This window comes from Stieleria marina (assembly GCA_007741555.1).
Lineage (GTDB): Bacteria > Planctomycetota > Planctomycetia > Pirellulales > Pirellulaceae > K23-9.
Genome location: CP036526.1, coordinates 6,460,839 through 6,482,041 on the forward strand (window position 1 = coordinate 6,460,839; position 21,203 = coordinate 6,482,041).

At 54.9% G+C, this 21,203-nt stretch carries 12 protein-coding genes and 1 tRNA gene; 5 read left to right on the plus strand and 8 right to left on the minus strand.

Annotation, left to right across the window (positions count from 1 at the left end; translation table 11 throughout):
* Positions 1-69 precede the first annotated feature (69 nt).
* The 3 genes from K239x_RS23015 to lysS all read right to left on the minus strand — a co-directional run bounded on the left by K239x_RS23015 (position 70) and on the right by lysS (position 4,157).
* Positions 70-792 carry an ABC transporter ATP-binding protein gene (locus K239x_RS23015; protein WP_145420699.1) on the minus strand — a complete coding sequence of 241 codons (723 nt, stop codon included), beginning with the start codon at positions 790-792 and terminating at the stop codon, positions 70-72.
* 135 nt (positions 793-927) lie between these two features.
* Positions 928-2,475, minus strand: a complete 1,548-nt coding sequence (locus K239x_RS23020) for an ABC transporter permease (RefSeq protein WP_145420700.1) — start codon at positions 2,473-2,475, stop codon at positions 928-930.
* 116 nt (positions 2,476-2,591) lie between these two features.
* Entirely contained in the window at positions 2,592-4,157 is a 1,566-nt protein-coding gene (gene lysS, locus K239x_RS23025) for a lysine--tRNA ligase (protein WP_145420701.1), read from the minus strand.
* A gap of 161 nt (positions 4,158-4,318) precedes the next feature.
* Here lysS and K239x_RS23030 point away from each other — a divergent pair, with 161 nt between their 5' ends.
* The 3 genes from K239x_RS23030 to K239x_RS23040 all read left to right on the plus strand — a co-directional run bounded on the left by K239x_RS23030 (position 4,319) and on the right by K239x_RS23040 (position 5,756).
* A complete protein-coding gene (locus K239x_RS23030; protein WP_145420702.1) occupies positions 4,319-4,840 on the plus strand; it encodes a response regulator in 522 nt (173 codons plus the stop codon).
* Positions 4,841-5,002: 162 nt separating this feature from the next.
* Positions 5,003-5,329: a hypothetical protein gene (locus K239x_RS23035; RefSeq protein ID WP_145420703.1), complete on the plus strand. Its 327-nt coding sequence runs from the start codon at positions 5,003-5,005 to the stop codon at positions 5,327-5,329.
* A gap of 344 nt (positions 5,330-5,673) precedes the next feature.
* Positions 5,674-5,756 (plus strand) — tRNA-Ser (locus K239x_RS23040).
* 886 nt (positions 5,757-6,642) lie between these two features.
* Here K239x_RS23040 and K239x_RS23045 read toward each other — a convergent pair.
* The 3 genes from K239x_RS23045 to K239x_RS23055 all read right to left on the minus strand — a co-directional run bounded on the left by K239x_RS23045 (position 6,643) and on the right by K239x_RS23055 (position 15,204).
* Positions 6,643-8,079, minus strand: a complete 1,437-nt coding sequence (locus K239x_RS23045) for a CotH kinase family protein (RefSeq protein WP_145420704.1) — start codon at positions 8,077-8,079, stop codon at positions 6,643-6,645.
* Positions 8,080-8,378: 299 nt separating this feature from the next.
* Positions 8,379-9,635 carry a cytochrome-c peroxidase gene (locus tag K239x_RS23050; protein ID WP_419189301.1) on the minus strand — a complete coding sequence of 419 codons (1,257 nt, stop codon included), beginning with the start codon at positions 9,633-9,635 and terminating at the stop codon, positions 8,379-8,381.
* A gap of 67 nt (positions 9,636-9,702) precedes the next feature.
* Positions 9,703-15,204, minus strand: a complete 5,502-nt coding sequence (locus tag K239x_RS23055; RefSeq protein WP_145420705.1) for a lamin tail domain-containing protein — start codon at positions 15,202-15,204, stop codon at positions 9,703-9,705.
* A gap of 488 nt (positions 15,205-15,692) precedes the next feature.
* Between K239x_RS23055 and K239x_RS23060 the strand changes: the two genes are divergently transcribed.
* Together K239x_RS23060 and K239x_RS23065 are read left to right on the plus strand one after the other, a co-directional pair.
* Positions 15,693-16,265: an EF-hand domain-containing protein gene (locus K239x_RS23060; RefSeq protein WP_419189302.1), complete on the plus strand. Its 573-nt coding sequence runs from the start codon at positions 15,693-15,695 to the stop codon at positions 16,263-16,265.
* 119 nt (positions 16,266-16,384) lie between these two features.
* On the plus strand, positions 16,385-17,641 hold the full coding sequence (locus tag K239x_RS23065; RefSeq protein WP_145420706.1) for an outer membrane protein assembly factor BamB family protein: 1,257 nt from the start codon (positions 16,385-16,387) through the stop codon (positions 17,639-17,641).
* Between the two features lie 282 nt (positions 17,642-17,923).
* Here K239x_RS23065 and K239x_RS23070 read toward each other — a convergent pair whose 3' ends face one another.
* Both K239x_RS23070 and K239x_RS23075 read right to left on the minus strand, forming a co-directional pair.
* A complete protein-coding gene (locus tag K239x_RS23070) occupies positions 17,924-18,160 on the minus strand; it encodes a hypothetical protein (RefSeq protein ID WP_145420707.1) in 237 nt (78 codons plus the stop codon).
* A gap of 208 nt (positions 18,161-18,368) precedes the next feature.
* Positions 18,369-21,158, minus strand: a complete 2,790-nt coding sequence (locus tag K239x_RS23075; protein WP_419189303.1) for a sulfatase-like hydrolase/transferase — start codon at positions 21,156-21,158, stop codon at positions 18,369-18,371.
* Positions 21,159-21,203: the final 45 nt, after the last annotated feature.

A 21,203-nucleotide genomic window follows, 5' to 3' on the forward strand; every position in this document is an offset into this window, starting at 1 on the left:
ACCTGAGAAGTCCTCAGCGAATCACTCAACACAAATCGATGAACACAGTTTCATCGGAGCGATGGCTACTTATGCGACCTGCATGGAGGGTTTAGCTGATTTTACCACGCCGTCATCCATGCGATAGCACAGATCGGCTTGCTCAGCGATCGCGTCGTCGTGAGTGATCATGGCGATCGTCAATCCGTCGTCGCCGTTGAGTTCGCGAAGCAGTTTCAGAATATCACGGCCTGTTTCGGTATCCAGGTTGCCGGTTGGTTCGTCGGCTAGTAGCAGCGATGGGTCGGTCATCAGCGAACGCGCGATGGCACAGCGTTGCATCTCGCCACCACTCATTTCGGAAGGCTTGTGAGTGGCTCGGTGAAGCAGTCCCACGCGGTCCAGCATGGCTTCGGCCCGCTGCCGCGTTTCCTTGCGAGTCTTGAAATAGCTCCACGCCGATTTGTGAATCATGATGGGCGCGAGCACATTTTCCAACGCCGACAATTCTGGCAGCAAGTGATAGAACTGAAAGATGATTCCAATGTCGTTGTTGCGAAAGGAATCTCTTTCGGCACGTGATGCATTGTCGATGCGATGACCGCGAAAATAAATTTCGCCTTCGTCCGGTTGATCCAGTGTTGCCAACAAGTGCATCAAAGTGCTTTTGCCGCTACCGCTTCGACCTACCAAAGCGGTCACGACTCCTTCGGTAATGTTGACATCCACACCACGCAGTACAGGGACTTCGATTTTGTCCTTGTGGTAGCTCTTCTTGACGCCGAACGCTTGCAATACAAACGGATTGGACATGTCAGATTCTCGCGTGAGGTTGGTTCTAATTTGGTTAGCCACCGGAGATCGCCGCGGGCTTGTTTGTTTTTGATCAGTACAGTCAAACCCAAAATCTAGCGTCGGTCATTAGAGCTAGCGGTTTGGGTGCGTTCTCTACTCGAATCGCAAGGCTTGCACAGGGTGCATTCGAGCGGCACGCAGAGCCGGCAGCACGCTAGCGATGACGGCGATCGTCATTGCTCCCACCATTACCCAGCACAATGTGAAAGGATGGATGATCGTCGGGATCTCGTTGAAGTAGTAGACGGTTGGATCAAACACTTCCTGGCCTGTGATGGTTTCGATCCATCCCGCGATGCGATTGATGTGTTGAACAAAGATCAGGCCGCCCAACAATCCGGCTCCGCTACCGACAAATCCCAGTAGCAGTCCGTAGGTCAGGAAGATGCTCATCACTCCTTTGCCCGACGCACCAAGAGCTTTTAGCGTTCCGATGTCGCGAGTTTTTTCGACGACGATCATAAAGAAAGTCGCCAAGATGCCGAAACCTGCGACGGCGATGATCAGGAAAAGCAAGATGTTCAGGATCATGGTTTCCAATCGAACGGCCGCCAGAAGCGGACCTTGCATGTCACGCCAAGTTTGAATGTTGTAGGCATACAGGTCGGACGGATAACGCAGACGCAGCGCGTCACGAACTGCATTTAGATCGGCACCTTCGATCAGTTTTAATTGAATGGTCGTAATGCTACGCACACCGCTGGATGGATCGATCATGCCGCGAAAATCTTGCAGCTTGTCCAGTCGGCAGAATGCAAAACTGCTGTCGTATTCGCTCATGCCTGATTCGTACAGGTCGACGACAGTGAACTTTTGGTTGATGACTTTGGCATTGTCCGATGCATTGGGAAACATCATGCGGACGTCGTCGCCGGGACGACAGTAGTAGTGCTCTCGGACGATGTTTTGGTCGTCACGCATTTTGGCACTGCAGGTCGCGATTCCCAGAATGATGCCCGGGAACTGATCCTTGGCGGGATCCAATGCTTCGGGGGCCTTGCCGTCACTGTCGGCCAATAGTTCAGGCGAAAACGTATTTCCCATGCTTGGGCCAGCACTGCTAGTGCTGGCTGTTTCGCTGGCCGTCAATGCGCTGATGCGATCACGTTCGGCTTCCAGCATTTTGGCAACAGCTGCGGTGTGTCGTCGATGAGCCCATCCCCAAGGAGTGGGTGACATCGGGTCTCGCTCCATCGGGTAGCCACCGGAGCGAAGTTGGAAATTGGCGTCGGTTTGATTTTTGGGGTGCAGCAGGTACTTGCCGAAATCACTCACCTTGTCGTACGACGCTGCGTCCAAGCCGATTAGCTGGACGTGCCTAGCGATGTTTTGCCCGCGGTATTCGATGCCCAGCATGCTGGGCACGTTGACGCTGACGGACATACCGGCGATTTGATCACCACAGACTTCTTTGATTTCGGCAAGATGCCTTTCGGGATCCGGCATGCCACCGCTGTTGTGGCATTCGATCATGACGTCCGACGCCAAGCCATGCAGTCGATCGTGCATTTCGGCAGAGAAACCTGCCATCACGCTATTGACGACGATCAGCGTTGCGACGCCCAGCGTCACACTGATGATCGACGCAAGCGCGATATAGCGCGTTCGCAAATAGCGAAAGCAAAGCAACCAACGATACATAGCCGTTCCTTCAGCCGATGGTGGGCGAAATCCTTCAAGTCGCCGGAGTCTAGGGGAACCAGCCAAGGGGCGTAAACGGCAATTGGCTGGTCCACAGCGACTGGCAGAACCAATCGCTACTGCTGAGGCCGAAGCACTGGAAACAGAATGACGTCGCGAATCGATTTCTGCCCGGTTAATAGCATTACCAAGCGATCGATTCCGATGCCCAAGCCTCCCGCCGGCGGCATCGCGTGACGAAGTGCTCGGACGAAATCGTGATCCATTTTGGCCATCGAATCTTCGTCTTCTTGGCCATCCAGCTGCGTGGTGAACAGTTCTTCTTGCAAATCCGGGTCATTCAATTCCGTATAAGCATTGGCCAGTTCCATCCCCAAGATGAATAGCTCGAAACGCTCGGCGATCTCCGGATTGTCTCGCTTGCGTTTTGTCAGCGGACAGATGCTGGCAGGGTAATCGATCACAAAGATGGGGCCTTCGAGAGTGTCTTCGACTTTCTCTTCAAAGATCTCGTTGCGGACGACGTCGGGGTGTTTTCCGGACGTATTGATATGTAATTGCCCCGCCAATTCCAGCACCGCTGCTTCATCGGCCGGATCGATTCCAGTCGCTTTCCCGAACAGGCTGGCGTACGTCTCTCTTTTGAATGGCGGCGTGAAATCGATCGTGTTTCCATCGAATTCACGTTTGTAATCACCACCGGTCGCCACGATTGCATCGCTGATGATCTGTTCGGTCAGGTCCATCATCGATTCATAGTCGCCATAGGCTTGGTAGACTTCCAGCATCGTGAATTCGGGATTGTGTCGCGGGCTCAGGCCTTCGTTGCGGTACACTCGCCCCAGTTCGTAGACGCGTTCCATGCCACCGACCATCAATCGTTTGAGGTGCAGTTCCAGAGCGATCCGCATTGTCAGTTTCATGTCCAATGCATTGTGATGCGTTTCAAACGGACGCGCTGCGGCACCGCCGGCGACAGTGTGCAGTGTGGGCCCTTCGACTTCGCAAAAACCGTCGTCGTCCAACGTGCTTCGGATCGATTTGACGATTTTGGTTCGGTCCAAAAACGTTTTCATCGGCCCGTCGTTGAACGCAAGGTCCGCGTACCGCATTCGCTGACGCAGGTCAGGGTCGGTCAGTCCCGCGTGTTTCTCTGGCGGTACGTCCAGCATCTTGGTGTGGAAGAACAGTTTTTCGGCAAACACGGTCAATTCGCCCGTATTGGTGTGCACCAGTTTTCCTTCGGCACCGACCAAGTCACCGTTGTCGAACAGTTTTGCCAGCTCAAAGAATTCGTCACCGACTTGTTTTTTGCCGATGAAAATCTGAACGTCGCCTGTCCAATCTCGGATGGTCAGGAAAAACAGTTTTCCTTGGCCCCGTTTCAGCATGATGCGACCGGCAACGCGGACGGTCGGGCCGTTTTCAGCACCGGGGCCGTTGTCGGCTTTCCATTGCTTGTAGTTCAGGTCCTGGTCGGCAAAATCGGGCAACTCCACCGACGTCCCGTCTTCTTTGACAAACGTGTTGCTGGCTGCCTTTTCAACGCAGTCGCCGATTAAATCGCGATCGTCAAAACGGCTGCCCCAGGGGTCGATGCCCATTTCGACGATTTGCCGCAATTTATCGCGACGGGCAGCGCGTGGGTCGGTCAGTTCTTCTTCGGGGACAGGCTGATTCATCGGTTTGGAAAAATCGGAGAGGGGCAGTCGAACAGGGCACGGTGTCTGGAATCGCGAATTGTCCGTCTGGATCATCAATCATGCAACCACGAGCGATCTTGCTGCGAATGTCGGCTTGCCCGTAAAACCCAGGCTGAATCTCCTTTGCTAGAAGACAGGTTATGAAGAAATTTGACTCAGGCCACGCTGATTCCGCCGCTGCCTCCAGCAAATCCTCTGCTGCTGTCAGCAAAGCGGAACCCCGCAAATCCGCGTCCATCATTGTCGTCGACCCCAATCCGCTTTCGCTGATCGCGACCGCCGGAGTCATGGATTACCAGGGCTACGGCGTCATTTGTGCTCGCACGGGACAGGCTGCCATCGACGCGTTTAGCATGGGACATCAGGATCTCGTGCTCTGGGACGTGGGCGACGATGCGGCAGACGCGTTGTCTCATTTGGAAATGATGCGTCAAAAAACCGGTTACGAAGACCTGCCTGCCGTTCTTGTGGCAGAGAGCCAGTGGGCTGGGCTAGAGAAAAAAGCCGAAGCGATGGCCGCTCCCACCCGATGTCTTTTCAAGCCCATAGACCCCAATTCGCTGATCGCGGTGGTTCATCAGGTCCTGTTCATGCCTTCCTTGGTCAAGGCCCATCGAAAACGGGGGTCGCGGCCCAGTCAAAGCGGTTGGGTTTCCCTGTAGCCCGCTGGGTGGAAAAGCTCGCAAATGACCGACTCGATTTAACAAACCGCACCGAGTGAATCTTGACGTATTACGCTTCCATTGCGTAGGAATATCGCGTACCAATCTCAGTTCACAACAACACCCCGTTCACAAAACCCACTCTCTAGGACGCTGTCGCCAATGTTCCGAACGATTGCCCTGCTTGTTGCTTTCGCTGCCCTGTCAGCAATGACACCGCCGTCCATCGCTACCGCGGACGAAATTGTTCGCTACCAGCTAAAAGACTGGAAAGCCAAGCACATTCACGAAACCAAAAAAGTCGAAACGATCAGCAAGACGCTCAAGAAGCTCGGTTGTGAGATCCAACAGCACCAGCACAACGGCCATGTGGACCTCAAGTATCGCTGTCCCAAATGGCACGAACTGAAACTGAAGACTCACGACGAAGCCCACAAGTGGGAAAAGTGGCTCAAAGAATACGGTTTCACAACCGAGCACAAGCACTGATCACGTTGGCAAAAACGCCCCTGTCACTCGGTCGATAAAGTCGGTCGTCATGCTGGGGCGTCAAGCCAGATCGTTTAGCTCGATCGGCAAGCTCCGCCGTGCCCTGGCTCGGCGGCGAACCTAATCGTCTCGGAGAACGTCGATCAGTTAGACGAAATGCTGACTAAATCACTTTTTCAAACGGCACCAATTAGCCGATAGACGTTTGGTACGGTTTTCGATGACGACCGGTGCCAGCACGCTGCGGCTAGTCTGTCTGAACCAAACGAGTGATTTATTCGGAGTCGAAATGGCAGCGACTTGACGAGCTTCGTTACTGGAGCCAACATAGTCACAGCCAATCTGGAGGATAAGCGAATTGGCAAGCAGGTTGATTCGAAATCAATTGCTCCGCAAGGAGTTGCGGGTTCGAGTCCCGTGTCCTCCGCTAGATGCCCATCAGTGTCAGCAACTGCCTGTTGCTGACACTGGGCGTCAGAAGCCTCGCTATATGCGAGGTTTTTTTTTGCCTTGCCAGAAGCTCGTTGCTGCTTCTCAGTGTCAGGCGATGACCGCTCGCGACTACTTGAGACGCCCGGTTTCCTAACAATATCCTGACACTTTTCGGATGACGGAGCGGGCAGGGCAGCCAGGGCCTTTGCCTGGTCATTAAGACCAACGTGGCAATTCTTCATCGTCATGTCCACAGAGCTGTGCCTTGCCAGGTTCATGGCCTCTAGCACCGTTTTTGAGTAGCTCGGTGATATGGGGGTGACGCCCAGAGGCATGAAAATCAGCGAAGCCGTCAGCGGTGCGGTATGGAATCCCAACCCGTTCAAGGTCTTTCTTGACCATCTTCCAGGCTTTGCGACCGGCTAGTTTTGGGAACAATACGTCGCCCGGCTTCATGTCTTTGAGCCAATAGCGAAGCAGCGTGACGAGTTCTGCATGGATGGGCAGCAGGTCCTTTTTTCGGTGCTTCTACGATTTGCCCCCGACGGTGAGGATAGGGCTCTTTCCCGTCAGCTTAAAGCTCCCCTTGGTCAGGCTTGCCACCTCGCCCTTGCGTAGGCCTGTCATATAGGACAGCGTGTAAATCCGTGCCCGCTCTTCCCCCTGAGTAGCACTGAATAGACACGTTGCTGTTGCGTGCCGATTCAAGCAGTTTGTCAAACTCATCGGTCGTCAACGCGCGGTGGGGGTGTCGGACATCAACGGCAGCGTTTCGGCGAGGAACCCCAGCAAACGGATTGGCGTCAACGATTCGGCGTTTTGGGTGGGCGAGCCAGTTCCCAAACGAATCCATCGCCTGAAGGTAGTGGTTGTACGTTCGTTTACCGTCGTCCTCGTCCTTGTGAAATCGTTTGTCCTTCTCGTTCGTCAGCCAACTGGGCCGCGACAGACTTGTGACGCCGTTGAATGAAGGGCTTGATTGCCAACACCTGCCTGTCGACCGAACGGTTGATTCCTTGTTGATCTCCGTTGATGCCCGCTTCCAAACCCGTCGTGCCTGCCCCTGCTTTGTATTTGCCGACATGGGGCGCAATCGCTTTTCGATACTCTTCTATTTGAGGAAAGAGCTTCTCTGCCGTGAACTCCTTCGTCAGTTCCGAAAGCGCTGTGCGATACATCGTTGGGAAGTCCTCCGTCTTAAACAAGCGTTCAAGCAGCCGGCGATCCGCGATCCAGGGGCGGTCAATGTCCCAATCCACGAGTTGTTCGACACTGGCACCCCGCGTGTGTGCGGCAAAGCTTTCGTTGACGTCCCACGGCAGAAGTCGCATTTTGCCGTCGGCCTTGTCCAGCATCAGATAATAGTTGTGCGGTGCTGAAACGTAGCTGTCGAGGCTGGACAACAGCGATGTCGCGGCAAGATAGCCAGCCAGTTGTGGCAGATCAAAACGCTTGCCAATCTCAGATTCGAATTCACTGTCTGAACCGTCGTTGATCAACTTCAGAAGCTCTCCCAACTGACTAAATTGCCTGGCGTTTTTCTCGCCGTACTTGATGTCGTAGCCGGCGTAGTCTTCAGCATTGTCTCCAAGATATTCCCACGCGTTGACTTCCGGCTTCATCAAAAGGCTATCTTTGGAATCTTTGCCGAAATGGTTTTTCATGAATTGTTTATCGACCTGTTCGATGAGTACATAGATGCCCAGCGGCTCAGTCTTGCCATCGACCGTCAAAGTCACGTTGGCCCAGCCAACTTCCGGAGCTGCGAGGCCGGCCGACTCATAAAGGCCGTAGGCAAGCTTCTCTTTCATGAACGCCGAATCCAACATCGCGTTTGATAGGTTCAGCTTGTCGCGACCATGAAGCGACTGCTTCTTGTTGTATTTGTTCATATGGATCTTCATGGGGCGTTTGAGACTGTTCGCCGAACTGCGATAGGACGAATTGCCTTTGAAGCGCAGACCGACGTCAGCATACGTTTCACCATCAACTTCGATCTGTGCTTTGACGTAGGTGAATTCAGTGCCTCCGCCTGGACCACCGCCTTGTGGTGGTCCGCCGCGACCTTGTGGAGGTCCGCCTCCTGGTGGCTCACCTTGCGGTCGATCACCCGTTGGTGGCCCGCCCCGTCGCGGACCGTCGGGTGGCCCCGGTCGGCGGTTCGGAGGCCCGCCGCCACGGCCACCACGCTCGTCCTGACCGCGAGCACCACGCCCCTCTCGGCCGCGGCCACGTTCCGCTTGCTCAGGCTGCATCGTCTTCCAGTTGTCAGCGCTTAAGGTGATCCGGATGTCGAGCACATGGTTATCTGAATACACGGACTTCCAGAAACCGGACTCAGGAGATGAAGGAACCGTCTCTTGACCGAATGAGTTGCTGATGGGCCCCGCCAACAAGAGAAACAGAACACACGTGGTGAACCATTCCCGACGGGAAACGGCGTGTCTTAATACTGCTTTTTGCCAGGTCTGTGTTTTAATCATATCCGTCTCAGTCAATTCTCTCAGAATTACAAAGTCTCCGCACGCGTGCGGAGACAGTAGAAAAAGGGTATCGCGAAACTCTCGAATTGCCATTCGGGTCGTCAGAAAATGAAAACGAGCTGGGTGCCATACCGCTAAGTTCCGGATGCGAAGGGGTCGGAAAACTTTGGATCTTCGATCAGCTCATGATCGGTCAGGGTCTTGAGGAACGCAACAATCGCTTTCTTGTCTGCGGAGGTCAGATTCAATCCGCGAGATCGACTTCTGCCGCCACCGCGAAAGCGACGGTCCAGGTTGGGATGGTTCTTGATCCCATCGCTGTAGTGAGTCAAAACACTTTCGAGCGTTATGAACCTTCCGTCGTGCATGTACGGGGCAGTCAATTCAACGTTCCGCAACGACGGCGACTTGAAGTCACCCGCATCGCGTAAGTCGAAGGTCTGGTTGGCCACACCCGCATCCTTTGCCTGGTAGTTGCCATCCACACCGTTGTTGGCGGGACCGTCCATGAAAAAGATGGCCGCGTTTCCATTTCGCCCTCGCCCACGACTACCTCCGCGTCCACGGTCGCCGCCCCGACCACGACCACCGCCACGCTGATCCAGCATATGACAGCTTGCACATTGGGCTCGGGTTAAGAAAAGTCGCTTGCCGTTATTTTCAGTCTCGGTGAAATTGGAAAACGATTCGCGAATCGATCCCGCGTTCGCCAGCCCTTCGTCGTACCTGGACTGGTACGAAACAATCGACCGAACAAATTGCGCCAAAGCCATTGCGACGCGATCATTCGTGACGACATCATCTCCGAAAGCACTTTTGAAAAGCGGCGGGTAGACTGAACTGCCTTGAAGTTGCTCGACCAGCTTGTCCAACTGATGGCCCATTTCCAATTCGTTTTCGATTGGCATCAGCACCTGTTCTTCCAGCGAAGTCGCCCGCTCATCCCAAAAGAACCGGCCTCGAGCATAGTAGCGTGAGTTGACCAAACTCATGGAATTGCGTTCGACCTTTTCGCCGTTAAAACCGCGACTGACCTTCTTTGCATCAGAGAACGCAAGTTTTTGCAAGTGGCAGGATGCACAAGAGGTTTTGCCGTTGGCCGAAAGCCCGGTATCGTGAAAAAGGACTCGGCCCAGCGTTGCTCCATGATCGGTGATTGGGTTGGACGTCGGCGTGTTGTCCATACGTCGTACGGCCGACGTCTGAAAGTGCGGTGGAAGCGCGATGTTCGTGTAGTTGTAAGGCGTTTCGGGTAAATGCAGTTGCCTCTTCGTTGGCCCCGGGTCCTTCTGCACTTCTTCGCCCCCAACCGTTTTCGCAGACGGCAGAATCGCCGCAAGAAGGACAATTCCAATCAGCATCAGTGAATCGTTTGACGTCGAATACGACATGGTTTCTCCTTGTTAAGCACAGATTGATGCATTGATTGACGTCTGCAAACTGAATTTGCAGACGGTCCTAAAGCTGTGAATCGGACAAGTTCTCCCTGCTTAGCGTTTGATGCAAATTATTGGCAAGCAAGTCCAAGTCAGCTTCCGAGACGACGCTTTCGCCTTCGTCAACAACTCGGTCAACCGCAAATGCTTGCGACTGATTGGGAGACATCTCGTAAAACGCCGTTGAGTTGACAGGCGTGATTTCCGGATCGAACAGGATTGCACTGGAATCGTCTTCGGCATCTGCCGTCGTTGGTGCGAGCGAATTTGACTGCAGAGAGGCTTGCAGTTGATCCAACTGCACCAGTTCTCCGTTGGCCGATCTTGTCGCTCGCCGACTCAGTTCGTTGATGACCAACAAAGCGTCGAGCGGTGAAATCCTTTGATCGCCACTGACGTCGTACATGAATTGATCCGACGTCAGCTCGCCTTGTGCTTGCGACATCAGCTCAAGTCGATTGAGTACGACCAAAATGTCGGCTGGCGAGGTGAGACTGTCGCCGTTGGTATCGGTGGGTTCTAAGAAATTAGTTGGTGTCGATGGGATGAACACATCGGTGCCAGCAGTCGATCGAACGCTGTAGACGAGGCTCTCGTCGTGCGGCTCGAATACAATCGCGTACATTTGTCCTGCCGTGACCGTCGCTGTCATCACGCCTTGCGAATATCCCCCAACATCGGCAATGCTTTGATTCAAGATTCGAATAGATTGGCTGAAATTGACGGTCCCGATCGGAAGCACTGAAATCGTAGCGTCAGCGACTGCACGAAAAAGGATCGCGGTCGGGATGCTGTCGCCGGGAATCAGATGCGGGCGAACGACATAGTCCGGAGCATAGATACGTGTTGGCGGGTTTGATGAGTCGGCGTCTTGAGTGGTGACTTCCACTCCAACGTTAGCCAACGCAGCGTATTGGGGATCGCTGCTGGAAACGTCGAAAGTGATCAACGTATTCTGATTCCCGTCAATCTGTTCATCGTCGAAACCGCTGACCGTAACCGTCTGCGACACGTTCCAGTTGTTGGGTGTGAACGTCAGTTGGCTTGGTGAGGCAGCCACTTCTTCCGGATCCGCGCTGATGACAGCGACTGTGACAGTTGCTGTCGGCTGACTCGATAGCACCACACTCATCGTATCGACCAAACCTGATTCACTGACGATGCTGGTGCCACCGGACTGAGTAACAACAAGTCCTGGCGTAATGGCCGCGTTGACGAAGACGCTTGCTGTGTCGGTGCTGATCGCCCCTTCGTCGTCAGTGACTTGCAAACCAACGGTGAACGTTCCTGCTGTCGCTGAATCGAACGACGCTGTTGCACCGGTAGCGTCATCGAACTGGCCGTCGTTATCGAGATCCCAGGCGTAAGTCGCGATTGTGCCATCGGTGTCGGATGAAGCCGCACCACTGAGCGAGATCGCATCGCCGACAGTTCCGGTGTAAGGTCCTCCGGCTACAGCCGTGGGAGCAACGTTGGCAACCGCGTCGTTGGTGTTCGCAGCACCAGGAGTAGCGGTCGACAATAGGGTCAATGTCGCAGAACCGTCGGGGAAACGTCCGTAAGAAACGTCCGTTGTTTGTTCGCCAAAGGTAACGGAATCAACCAAGGTGGATCCGTCAGCGGCGTACAGCAGGACAGATTCTCCACCGGCCGACAGCTTGAAGGAAGCGTGGTTGTCACCTTGGTCGGTGTCGCCATCGGCCCAGATGGTCAAGTAGCCACCCGCATCGATCGACGATCCGGCAGGAAATTGCCACTGTGTCGGATCGGCGGCGTCATCGGTCAAGTAGAACCCACTGAGATCCACGGCTGTCGTGCTGGGGGTGTATAGCTCGATCCAATCCTCAAACGCACCGGCTTCATCGGGATCTTCGATCGTTGCGTCGTTGTCCGCCATGATCTCGTTGATGAAGACCACCGGCGATACGTCGGTCACGGTGACAGTCGCCGTGCTGATGCCGGTCGCTCCGTCGTCGTCGGTCACTTGCAGGCCGACTGTGAACGTGCCGGCAGTCACCGCGTCGAATGTCGTTGAGGCGTCCGTCGCATCATCGTACTGGCCGTCATTGTCCAAGTCCCACGCGTACGTCGTGATCGTGCCATCGGTGTCGGTTGAATTCACACCGCTCAGCGAGATCGTGTCGCCGACAGCGCCGGTGTAGGGGCCACCGGCAGCAGCGGTCGGGTCGGCGTTCGTGTTGACGTCGTTGGTGTTCGTTGCACCAGGAGTGGTGGCAGACAACACGACCAACGTCGAAGAACCATCGGGGAAGCGGCCGTAGGAAACATCGGTCGTCTGCGCGCCAAAGGTAATCGAATCCACCAAGGTTGTGCCATCCGTGTTGTAGAGTAAAACACTTTCTCCACCGGCCGACAGTTTGAACGAAGCGTGATTGTCGCCTTGGTCTGTTTCGTCATCGGCCCAAACGATGAAGTAGCCGCCCGCGTCAATTGTCGATCCATCGGGGAACTCCCACTGCGTCGGATCGGTGGCGTCATCGGTTAGGTAGAGTCCGCTGAGATCCACCACCGTCGCGCCGGGGTTGTATAGCTCGATCCAGTCCTCAAACGCACCGGCTTCATCGGGGTCTTCGATCGTCGCGTCGTTGTCCGCCATGATTTCATTGATGAAGACCACTGGTGATACATCGGTTACGGTGACAGTGGCGGTGCTGGTGCCGATCGCTCCGTCGTCGTCGGTCACTTGCAGGCCGACTGTGAACGTGCCGGCAGTCACCGCGTCGAATGTCGTTGAGGCGTCCGTCGCATCATCGTACTGGCCGTCATTGTCCAAGTCCCAAGCGTACGTCGTGATCGTGCCATCAGTGTCAGTTGAATTCACTCCGCTAAGCGAGATCGCATCGCCGGATGTTCCGGTGTAAGGGCCTCCGGCTTCAGCGGTCGGGGCGACGTTTTCAACTATTTCGTTGGTGTTCGATGCCCCAGGAGTAGCAGCAGACAATGCCGCCAATGTCGACGAACCATCGGGGAATCGGCCGTAGGAAACATCGGTCGTTTGCTCGCCAAAGGAAATCGAATCAACCAACGTCGATCCGTCCGTGTTGTATAGCAAAACGCTTTCGCCGCTGGCTGACAGTTTGAACGATGCGTGGTCGTCGCCTTGATCGGTATCGCCATCAGCCCAGATGATCAGGTAACCACCCGAGTCAATCGTTGATCCGCTTGGGAGTCGCCACTGCGTTGGATCAGCGGAGTCATCGGTCAAGTAAAATCCACTGAGGTCAACCGACGTCGTGGCCGAATTGTAAAGCTCGATCCAGTCTTCAAACGCGCCGGCTTCGTCGGGGTCTTCGATTGTCGCATCATTATCAGCCATGATCTCGTTGATGGAGACCTCGACCGACTCCGGTTCCAGGTCATATTGCGCAAGAGCGGAGTTCAGGAAGGTCGACCGGTCCTCGATGAAACTGGTCAATCCGTAGATCGTTCGGTTGCCCGCGTTCACGTTGGTTGTGATGTTCTGTTCAAACTGCGCGTCCGTGAACTGTTTGTTCGGGTCCGCGGTAACATCAGCGCGAATCAGATCGGCAAGCTCACTGATCCGAGCAGTCGCGGAAGTGGCGTCAAAGCCTTCTGCCAGCATCTGCTCTAGATCGCGTAGGTAGTCGGTGCTGTACTGGTCAACCGCCCAAAGATTTTCGGCCAGTGGTCGCAGTTCTTCCTCAATGGGCTGTCCGGGACGCCCCGTCCCCACCGGCAAAAAGAACGGATCGAGTTGGACAATGTTTGTCCCTCGATCAACGAACTGTGTGAACGTGCCGAACGATTCGTTTGCATCCCAGAGAAGGTGGGTGAATTGGCCCGTGTCATCACGTTCATAGAGGTAGTAATTGTGGGCCGCACCGGAGTACGAATCCAAATTCACGAACAAGTTGTTCAGGGCCAACGAAGCTAGCGTGTCTTGGACATCCAAAAGCGGTTCGATGGCACTGGACAAGTCGCCCGACGAAGTACTGTTGAGCACATCGATGAACTCGATCAAGTTGGTGTAATCGTTTGCTGCTTCGTTCGTTTTTAGATCGTAGAAGTCTTCATAGGCAGATTGATCCGTCCCCAGGTACGTCAAGTCAGAACCAAAGTCGGCTGATGGATCGGAAAGGACTGCGTCATCCGACGCAGTTCCTTTGTACAAATTGCCGTCCTCTTCGTCGCCAAATCGGCTTTGCGTGAAAGTCGAATCCACTTGCTCGACTGCTGTGTACAGTCCGTAGAACTCACCGTTGATAGTGACCCGAGTAAATACTGCACGGCCAACGCCTTCGAGGAAGTTCGAGGCGTAATCGTAGAACAACTTCTCCCGCAGCATTGTCGGGTCGTTGTAGTTGTTGTTCAGGTTCAGTTTCTTCAAACCCAAAAACGTCAAGTCGTCGTATTCGTTGAAGTCAATCTTGATCGATTTCTTGACACCGGTACCGTCAAACGAAGAGTTCCCTTTGAAGCGAACCCCCACTCCGTCGATCGCGATCCCGTCAGCGACGAAATCGGCCTCGAAATACGGGTCATCTACATCCGTGTCATGCGAAGTGAAGAGCGTGTTGTACCAATCGTCATCTTCAAAGGTGATCGACACCTCGTGCACATAGGAGTCGTCAAAGAACGCAGCCGCTTCATCATCGACCGTGACGGCATCCCAGGGCGACACGGCATCTCCTACCTCAGAGATTTTGATCGTGCCCGTGTCCACGCTGGTCGCGCCGTCATCATCGGTCACTTGCAAACCGACAACGAACGTACCGACTGCTGTCGATGAGAAGCTAACGGTTTCACCGGACGCGTCGTCATAATCGCCGTCGTGATCCAAGTCCCAAGCGTAGGTCGCAATCGTTCCGTCAGTGTCGGAGGATGTCGAACCGCTCAGAGAAATCGTATCTACCGTCGTGCCAGCGTATGGGCCGCCTGCATTGGCAGTCGGAGCGAAGTTCGCTTCGCCAACGACAGAGTTGGAAGCACCTGGTGTCGGTGTCGTCAGTACGCTGAGCGTATCACTACCGTCGGGAGAACGCCCAAAGGCGACATCGGTCGCTTGCGTGCCGAATTCGATCGAGTCGACCAGAGTTGTCCCGTCGGTATCGTACAGGGCAACCGCTTCGCCGCCCGATGACAGTTTGAACGACGCGTGATTGTCACCTTGTTCGGGTTCGTCGTCTGCCCAAATCAGAAAATATTCGCCCGCAGCAATGTTCGATCCAGCCGGAAATTGCCACTGCGTAGGAGCATCCACGTCGTCAGTCAGATACATGCCACCGAGGTCAACCGCTGCCGTTCCAGCGTTGTAGATTTCCACCCAGTCCTCGAACGCCCCGGCTTCATCGGGATCTTCGATGATGGCATCGTTGTCGGCCATGATCTCATTGATGAAGAGGTCGCCAGCGAGCAACTGACGTGCTTCCAATGCCTCAGCACGAAGAAGACGTGAGTGCCGGCGGCGACGTGTTTTCTTTCGGTCGGGTGAATGGCTAAGCTGTGAAACGACGCGACTGAAAAGGTTTTGTGGTTTTGACATGTTGGCAACGATCTCGTTTCAATGTTGATAAGCCCATCCGCACTCGAGAGGGGGGGCAGTTGGCATGAGCTGAATTGCGAATGGAGCCGATTGTTCTTCGGCACTTTGCAATGCGTCGTTGTGTGCATCGCAGGGCCAAAAAAGAATCGAAATTAATAAAATGACGCGTGAAAGACGTCGTCAGAGCCGTTGTGTCCTGGCAGCAGATCGAAACGCTCCAGGAGTGCCGCAATGGCGACCCTCCATCCTTTGTTTTGAAAAATTCGAAGGCCGCATCACACACCAGTTGCCCACGGAACTCTGCCGGTCTGCTTGCCGATATGCAATATGCAATGAAGTCCCCTCGGCTCCCTTCTGCCGGATTGCAGGCAAATTTGAGAAAAATTTTACGAAGCGCGGCCCACTGCATCTCGCGATTACGCATTGACTTCGGGAACAACCGTTTTATCGCTGTTTGCCACTCGCCAGTCTCGCTGAAGAATCAAACCATGAATCGCGTCCTTTCGTTTTCCGTCGTCGGCATCTTGCTTTGTTCTAATTTGCTGTTCGCTCAACCTCCTGGACGCGGTGGCCCACCCGGAATGCGAGCAGGGGGCCCGTCGACCGAAATGGTCCTCCAGTTGTTTATTCAAGCGGACGCCAATTCTGATGGCAGCGTGACCAAAGCCGAACTCACCACACTCCTGCAGGACCAAGGTCTTAGCAATCAGCGTGGGCCCGGCGGCCCTCCGCCACAGCGGGGCAGCTTCGGCGAGCGCGGACAACAAGGAAAACAGCAGCCGCCTGATGGCGAACAAGGTGGTCACCACGGACCGCCGCCTCAGGCTGGTCAAGTTCTGCCCGAACCAATCGCACAGTCGCTGAATCTGAGCGAGAAGCAACGACGCATGCTCGTTGCCCTCCAGGCCGATGTCGACAAGCGAATCGCTGCGATACTGAAGGACGAGCAGCAGGAGCAACTCCAGAACACCCGTCCGCCACATGGTCCCGGGCACGCTGAAGGCGGCGATGTCGGAAACCGTGGACAGGGGCGACCTCAGCGTCCTCAGCGTCCTCAGTGATCGTTTACCTTATCCGGGGCGGAACTCGTCAAGAGTTTCGGTTTGGATAACCTGTCTCCTTCGACCAGCCGAAAGTTTTGACGACTTCCGCTACGACCTTCATAGTTTCAGGCCATTGCATGTTCCGACATCTCCTCGCGTCGCTAAGCGTCTTCTGTTTTGTCACATTTGCTCAGGCCGATGATTGGCCTGAGTTTCTTGGTCCAGGTGGCACTGCGCGCTCCGCCGAAGTCGTGCCCGTAAAATGGGACGAGACAGAAAATTTGGCGTGGAAAGTTGAATTGCCTGGCAGTGGATCGTCCAGCCCGATTGTCGTGGGGGAGAAAGTGATCGTGACGTGCTATGTCGCTAGCGAAGAAACTGCCAAGCGCGAAGTGCTCTGCTTTGACAAGAATAACGGAAAGCTGCTCTGGTCAATTGATTTCCCGATCGACTACCGCGAAGACGGCTACCAGGGCTACATCACCGAACACGGCTACGCCAGCAACACTCCTGTTACCGACGGCAAGCATGTGTTCGTGTTTCTCGGCAAGGGCGGGGTCCATTGCTTGACGCTTGACGGAGAGAAGGTTTGGAACGTCGATGTCGGCAAGGAATCCAGTAACCGCAAGTGGGGATCGGCAGCCAGTTTGGTTTTGTTTGACGACAGCGTCATCGTTAACGCTTCGGAAGAGGCCAAGGCGATCATCGCGCTTGACAAATCCACCGGCAAAGAGGTGTGGAAGCAAGAAGCCGGCATGCTGGAATTGACTTACGGCACTCCCCGCATCATCAAACTCGATAGTGGCCGGCATGAAATGGTCATCAGTGTGCCCGGCGAACTTTGGTCATTGAATCCCAAAACGGGCAAACTGATCTGGTATGCCGAATCACCGATGACCGGTAACGTTTGTCCGTCCGTGATTATCGATGGGGAAACCATCTACAGCTTTGGCGGCTACCGAGCCAGCGGAAGCATCGCTGTCCGAGCCGGCGGAAAAGATGACGTGACCCAAACCAAAATCCTTTGGACGAATCGTGCGAGTTCATACGTTGCGACACCACTGCTTCACGAAGGACGGTTTTATTGGATCGACGACCGAGGGATCGCCTATTGCACTTCCGCCGAGGGCGGCGAAGAGATATACCGAGATCGTGTGAACAAATTGAAAAGCGGTCGGCCTGTCTATGCATCCCCGGTCATGATCGGCGAACATATCTACGTGGTCACTCGGCGGAGTGGCACGTTGGTCTACAAGCCTAGTGATTCGTTCGAGCCCCTCGCTCAAAACGTCATCACTGGTGACGAAACCGATTTCAATGCTTCCCCTGCCGTCTCCGACGGGAAGCTTTATCTTCGCAGTGACCAATCGCTGTACTGTATTTCTACCCTTTGATGAACAACCTCGTTGCGTAGCTGTTCCAGAGTTTGATCTCTTTTTTGCAAGTCAGTTTCGAAAGCAATCCAATGGGGGATGTGAACTATGGATTCGCCCAGGGTGCAGCGACGTTTGCTAGTCGACTGGTTCGCGATGGCCGTAGGTCTTTGTTGCCGCCATCGAACTCGCGTCAGTGGTTTTCTGGTGGCGACTGCTCGAAATGTTTCGCGTCTTGGTCGTTCGTTTGCAGGACCTTGCCGATCCGTCGGGTAAGCATATTGATACGCTGAAGGTTCTCGATCACGTTCGTTTCCAGTTTGAACGCTGCAAGCCGATGGGCTCGAACGCGACCAGTCGTTTGGAGAGGTGCGTCGTGGCGGCTTCGGCCAAGAGGTTGACTTGGTCTTTGCTTTTCACGGTGTCCATCGCAGCTGTCTGATGGTAATCGCGCAGGGCGTCGAGGGCCCGATCAAACGCCCAGCAGACTTCTTCGTGGACGGTTCGCAGCACCGTGATCGTTTCGGGGCTGACTGCCACCGCACGTCGAACCCGCTTGGCCGCGTCGATCAGGACAGTGGTTCAATCCCTCTCCGCTGCCCAAATCCGCACACCGCTCACCCGATATGCTCAAGTCCCATCGTCAAACGCTTAACGACGAAACGCGACACGAATGACGCCTGGGACGTTTTTGCAATTGCGACCATTAAAGCGGGATCGTTGGATGATTCGATACGTCGGATCAGCTCTACGGTTGATCTGCGATTGCCTGGAGCTTCGGAGACGCTGTCATCAGCGATTCAATCACGGCAGCCAATTTCTTTGGGGGACTGATGAGTTCAACGTAGGAGTGTTTGCCGGCTTCATTGGCATGCCATCTGGTTTGGCCGTCTTGGTCGACTCGAACGTGTCCGCCTGCAACTGTTTTCCAAAATGCTGGTTCAGCGTCGTGCGCGGCAAACAACGCAGCCGCCTGATCATAACTTGGCTGCCCCTGATCGATTGCCCGACGACCTGCGTACGGTCTCAGTTCGTAGGCTTTGCGAATCGGGTTGTCGTTGGGCATCTGCTTGAGCTGCGCACCGGTGATCAGGACATTGCCGACCTCGAATCCATGCCAGACCATTTTGCCAGGCCATTGGTCTGCGACGAATCGAGCTGCTGCTACATGAGTCGCGACGTTGGTCTCGGGTTTGTTTGACTGCGGAAATGCACCGCCCATGACCACCAACCGACGGACTTTCCTGCGAACAAGCTCCGAATCGTGACGGCAGAGTTCGGCCAAATTGGAAAATGCGCCGATGCTGCAGATCGTGACGCTGTGATCGGGTTGATCGGCCAGGACGTGTCGATAAACGTCCAACGCATCCGGAGCTTTGTCGTCCGGTCCAATGTCATTCGGAAATCCGTCTCGCAATGCCCTTGTATAGGAACTGGTGCGTTGCAGAGCGATTGGACTTGTTTTGTCGGTTCCAATCGGAATGTCCGGACGTCCGTACCAGGTGTTGATCGCGTCGGTGGCCGCCGCAGACGCATTGGTCAGATCCCTGCGGTTTAAAAGCGTCGCCAATAGTTCACATTCGCCACGATCGGCCAACGCGTGCAATAGCGCCAGTGCGCCGACATCGTCGCAGTCACCGGACATGTCGGTGTCCAAAATTAGCTTTACGGGCGCAGCCGGGTTCAGACGCTGGACGTTCACATAATAGGCACCCGAAATCGGTGTTTCTTCGCTGTCATGGAACCAAGTTTGCATCGTGGTTCGACCTACTGGCAGCGAGAGCTCGAAACGAGCCGACGACGCGTCGGCATTGACTTCGGTCCTTTGCTCGATATCGCCGACGCGAATAGCTGCCGATGTTACCGGCCACGCGGGGCCAGCCGTCAGCATGCCATCGGTGACCTTCGTTTCGCCGACTCGGTCGCGAAGTCGTAACCCGGAATTCTGCGGCCAGCGACTCAGGGTGAACGCGTACTTTCCGGCTTCCGCCACTTCGATATGCCAAAGCCCGTTTTTGCGGACTCCACGGCGGACCTGGCTTTGTTGGTCCACGAAGACATCGGCCCATTCACAAGCGGTCAGTTCGACCGGATTCTGTGCCTTGTGGCCGATCACCGAAGGCTGGAACTCGCGAGCGGGCAGCTTCACTCCGTCCCACCAATCATTCAAGTGCGAACGCATCGCGGCGACGACGGCCGGGTGGCGATCGATCACGTTGTCCTGCTGCAACGGGTCCGAATTCAAATCATACAACGCTTTGTCTTCGAGTAGTCGCCAACTCTTCCAAAGCACAGCCGCTCTCTCGCGGCGCGGAACGGCAGGATTCATCGGTGTTGTCCGCATCGTTTTGAATGGCATTCGGCTGTAGTTGATGACCAGCATCCGCTCCGTCGGCACCTCCGTATCACCACACAGGATCGGAGCCAGACTGATTCCATCGCAGTGACCGACGGAGGACGCTGGGAGCCCAAGCAGATCCACCAACGTCGGCAGCAGATCCTGGACCTGCGTCAAACCGGTTACGTCTTGCGGTGATTGCAAGCCACCTGCGGGCCATCGAATGAAGCAGGGGACGCGATGGCCGCCTTCCCACAGCGTCGTCTTGCCGCCCTTCATGTTCGCATTGAAATACCGGGGACCAAAAGTGCTGCCGTTGTCCGTCAGAAACACCACCACCGTGTTTTCACGCAGCTGATGTTGGGTCAGAAACGTTTCCAGCCGCCCGACGTTTTCATCGATGTTGACACACATGGCAAGAAAACGAATCAACTGTTCTTCGACTTCCGGGGCAAGGTCCGGCAAGTCGCGATTCGGCAAGTCGCTTGCAGCCGCACGAAGTGATTCACGAATCTCTGCGATGTACTTTTGGGGAACATAGTGAGGCTGATGAGCTGCCGCTGTAGCGAGGTAACACAGGAACGGACGTTCGGCCTCTGCTTCGTCGTGCATCCACGACATGGCTTCGTCAAACAACACATCCGTTGTGTAACCGGAGTAAGCTTGTTGCTTTCCGTTGTGAATGTAGGTGTCATCGAAGTAGTCGTTCTGCCACTGGTCGGGAACAGAGCCGATATGCGACGAGGGAAACCAGAGCGTTTCACGAAATCCACGATCCTGAGGTCGATAGGGATACGTGTCGCCGAGATGCCACTTGCCGAACAAGCCGGTGCGATATCCGGCGTCTGCAAACACGTTGCCCAACGTCGGAAGTTCACGGCGTAACAATGTGCGACCGCTGCTAACGTTCATGGCCCCGTTGCGAAACGCATCGACGCCCGTCATCAACTGACCGCGTGTCGGAGTACACATCGGTGCGACGTGGAAATCCGTCAACCGGACACTTTGCGAAGCCAAACGATCCAGATTTGGCGTTTGCAGGATTGGATTGCCGTGAGCTGAAAATTCGCCGTACCCTTGGTCATCGGTTATCACGACGATCACATTGGGACGTTTCGCCGACGTTGCATCAGCCATCGTGGAGCTGACGATCACCAGCGTGATCAGAGCGAAGCTGCAGCGCCGCACAAACGGTATCATCTCAGAACCCCTATGAAGGACTTGGGAATAACAAAAAAGTTGTCG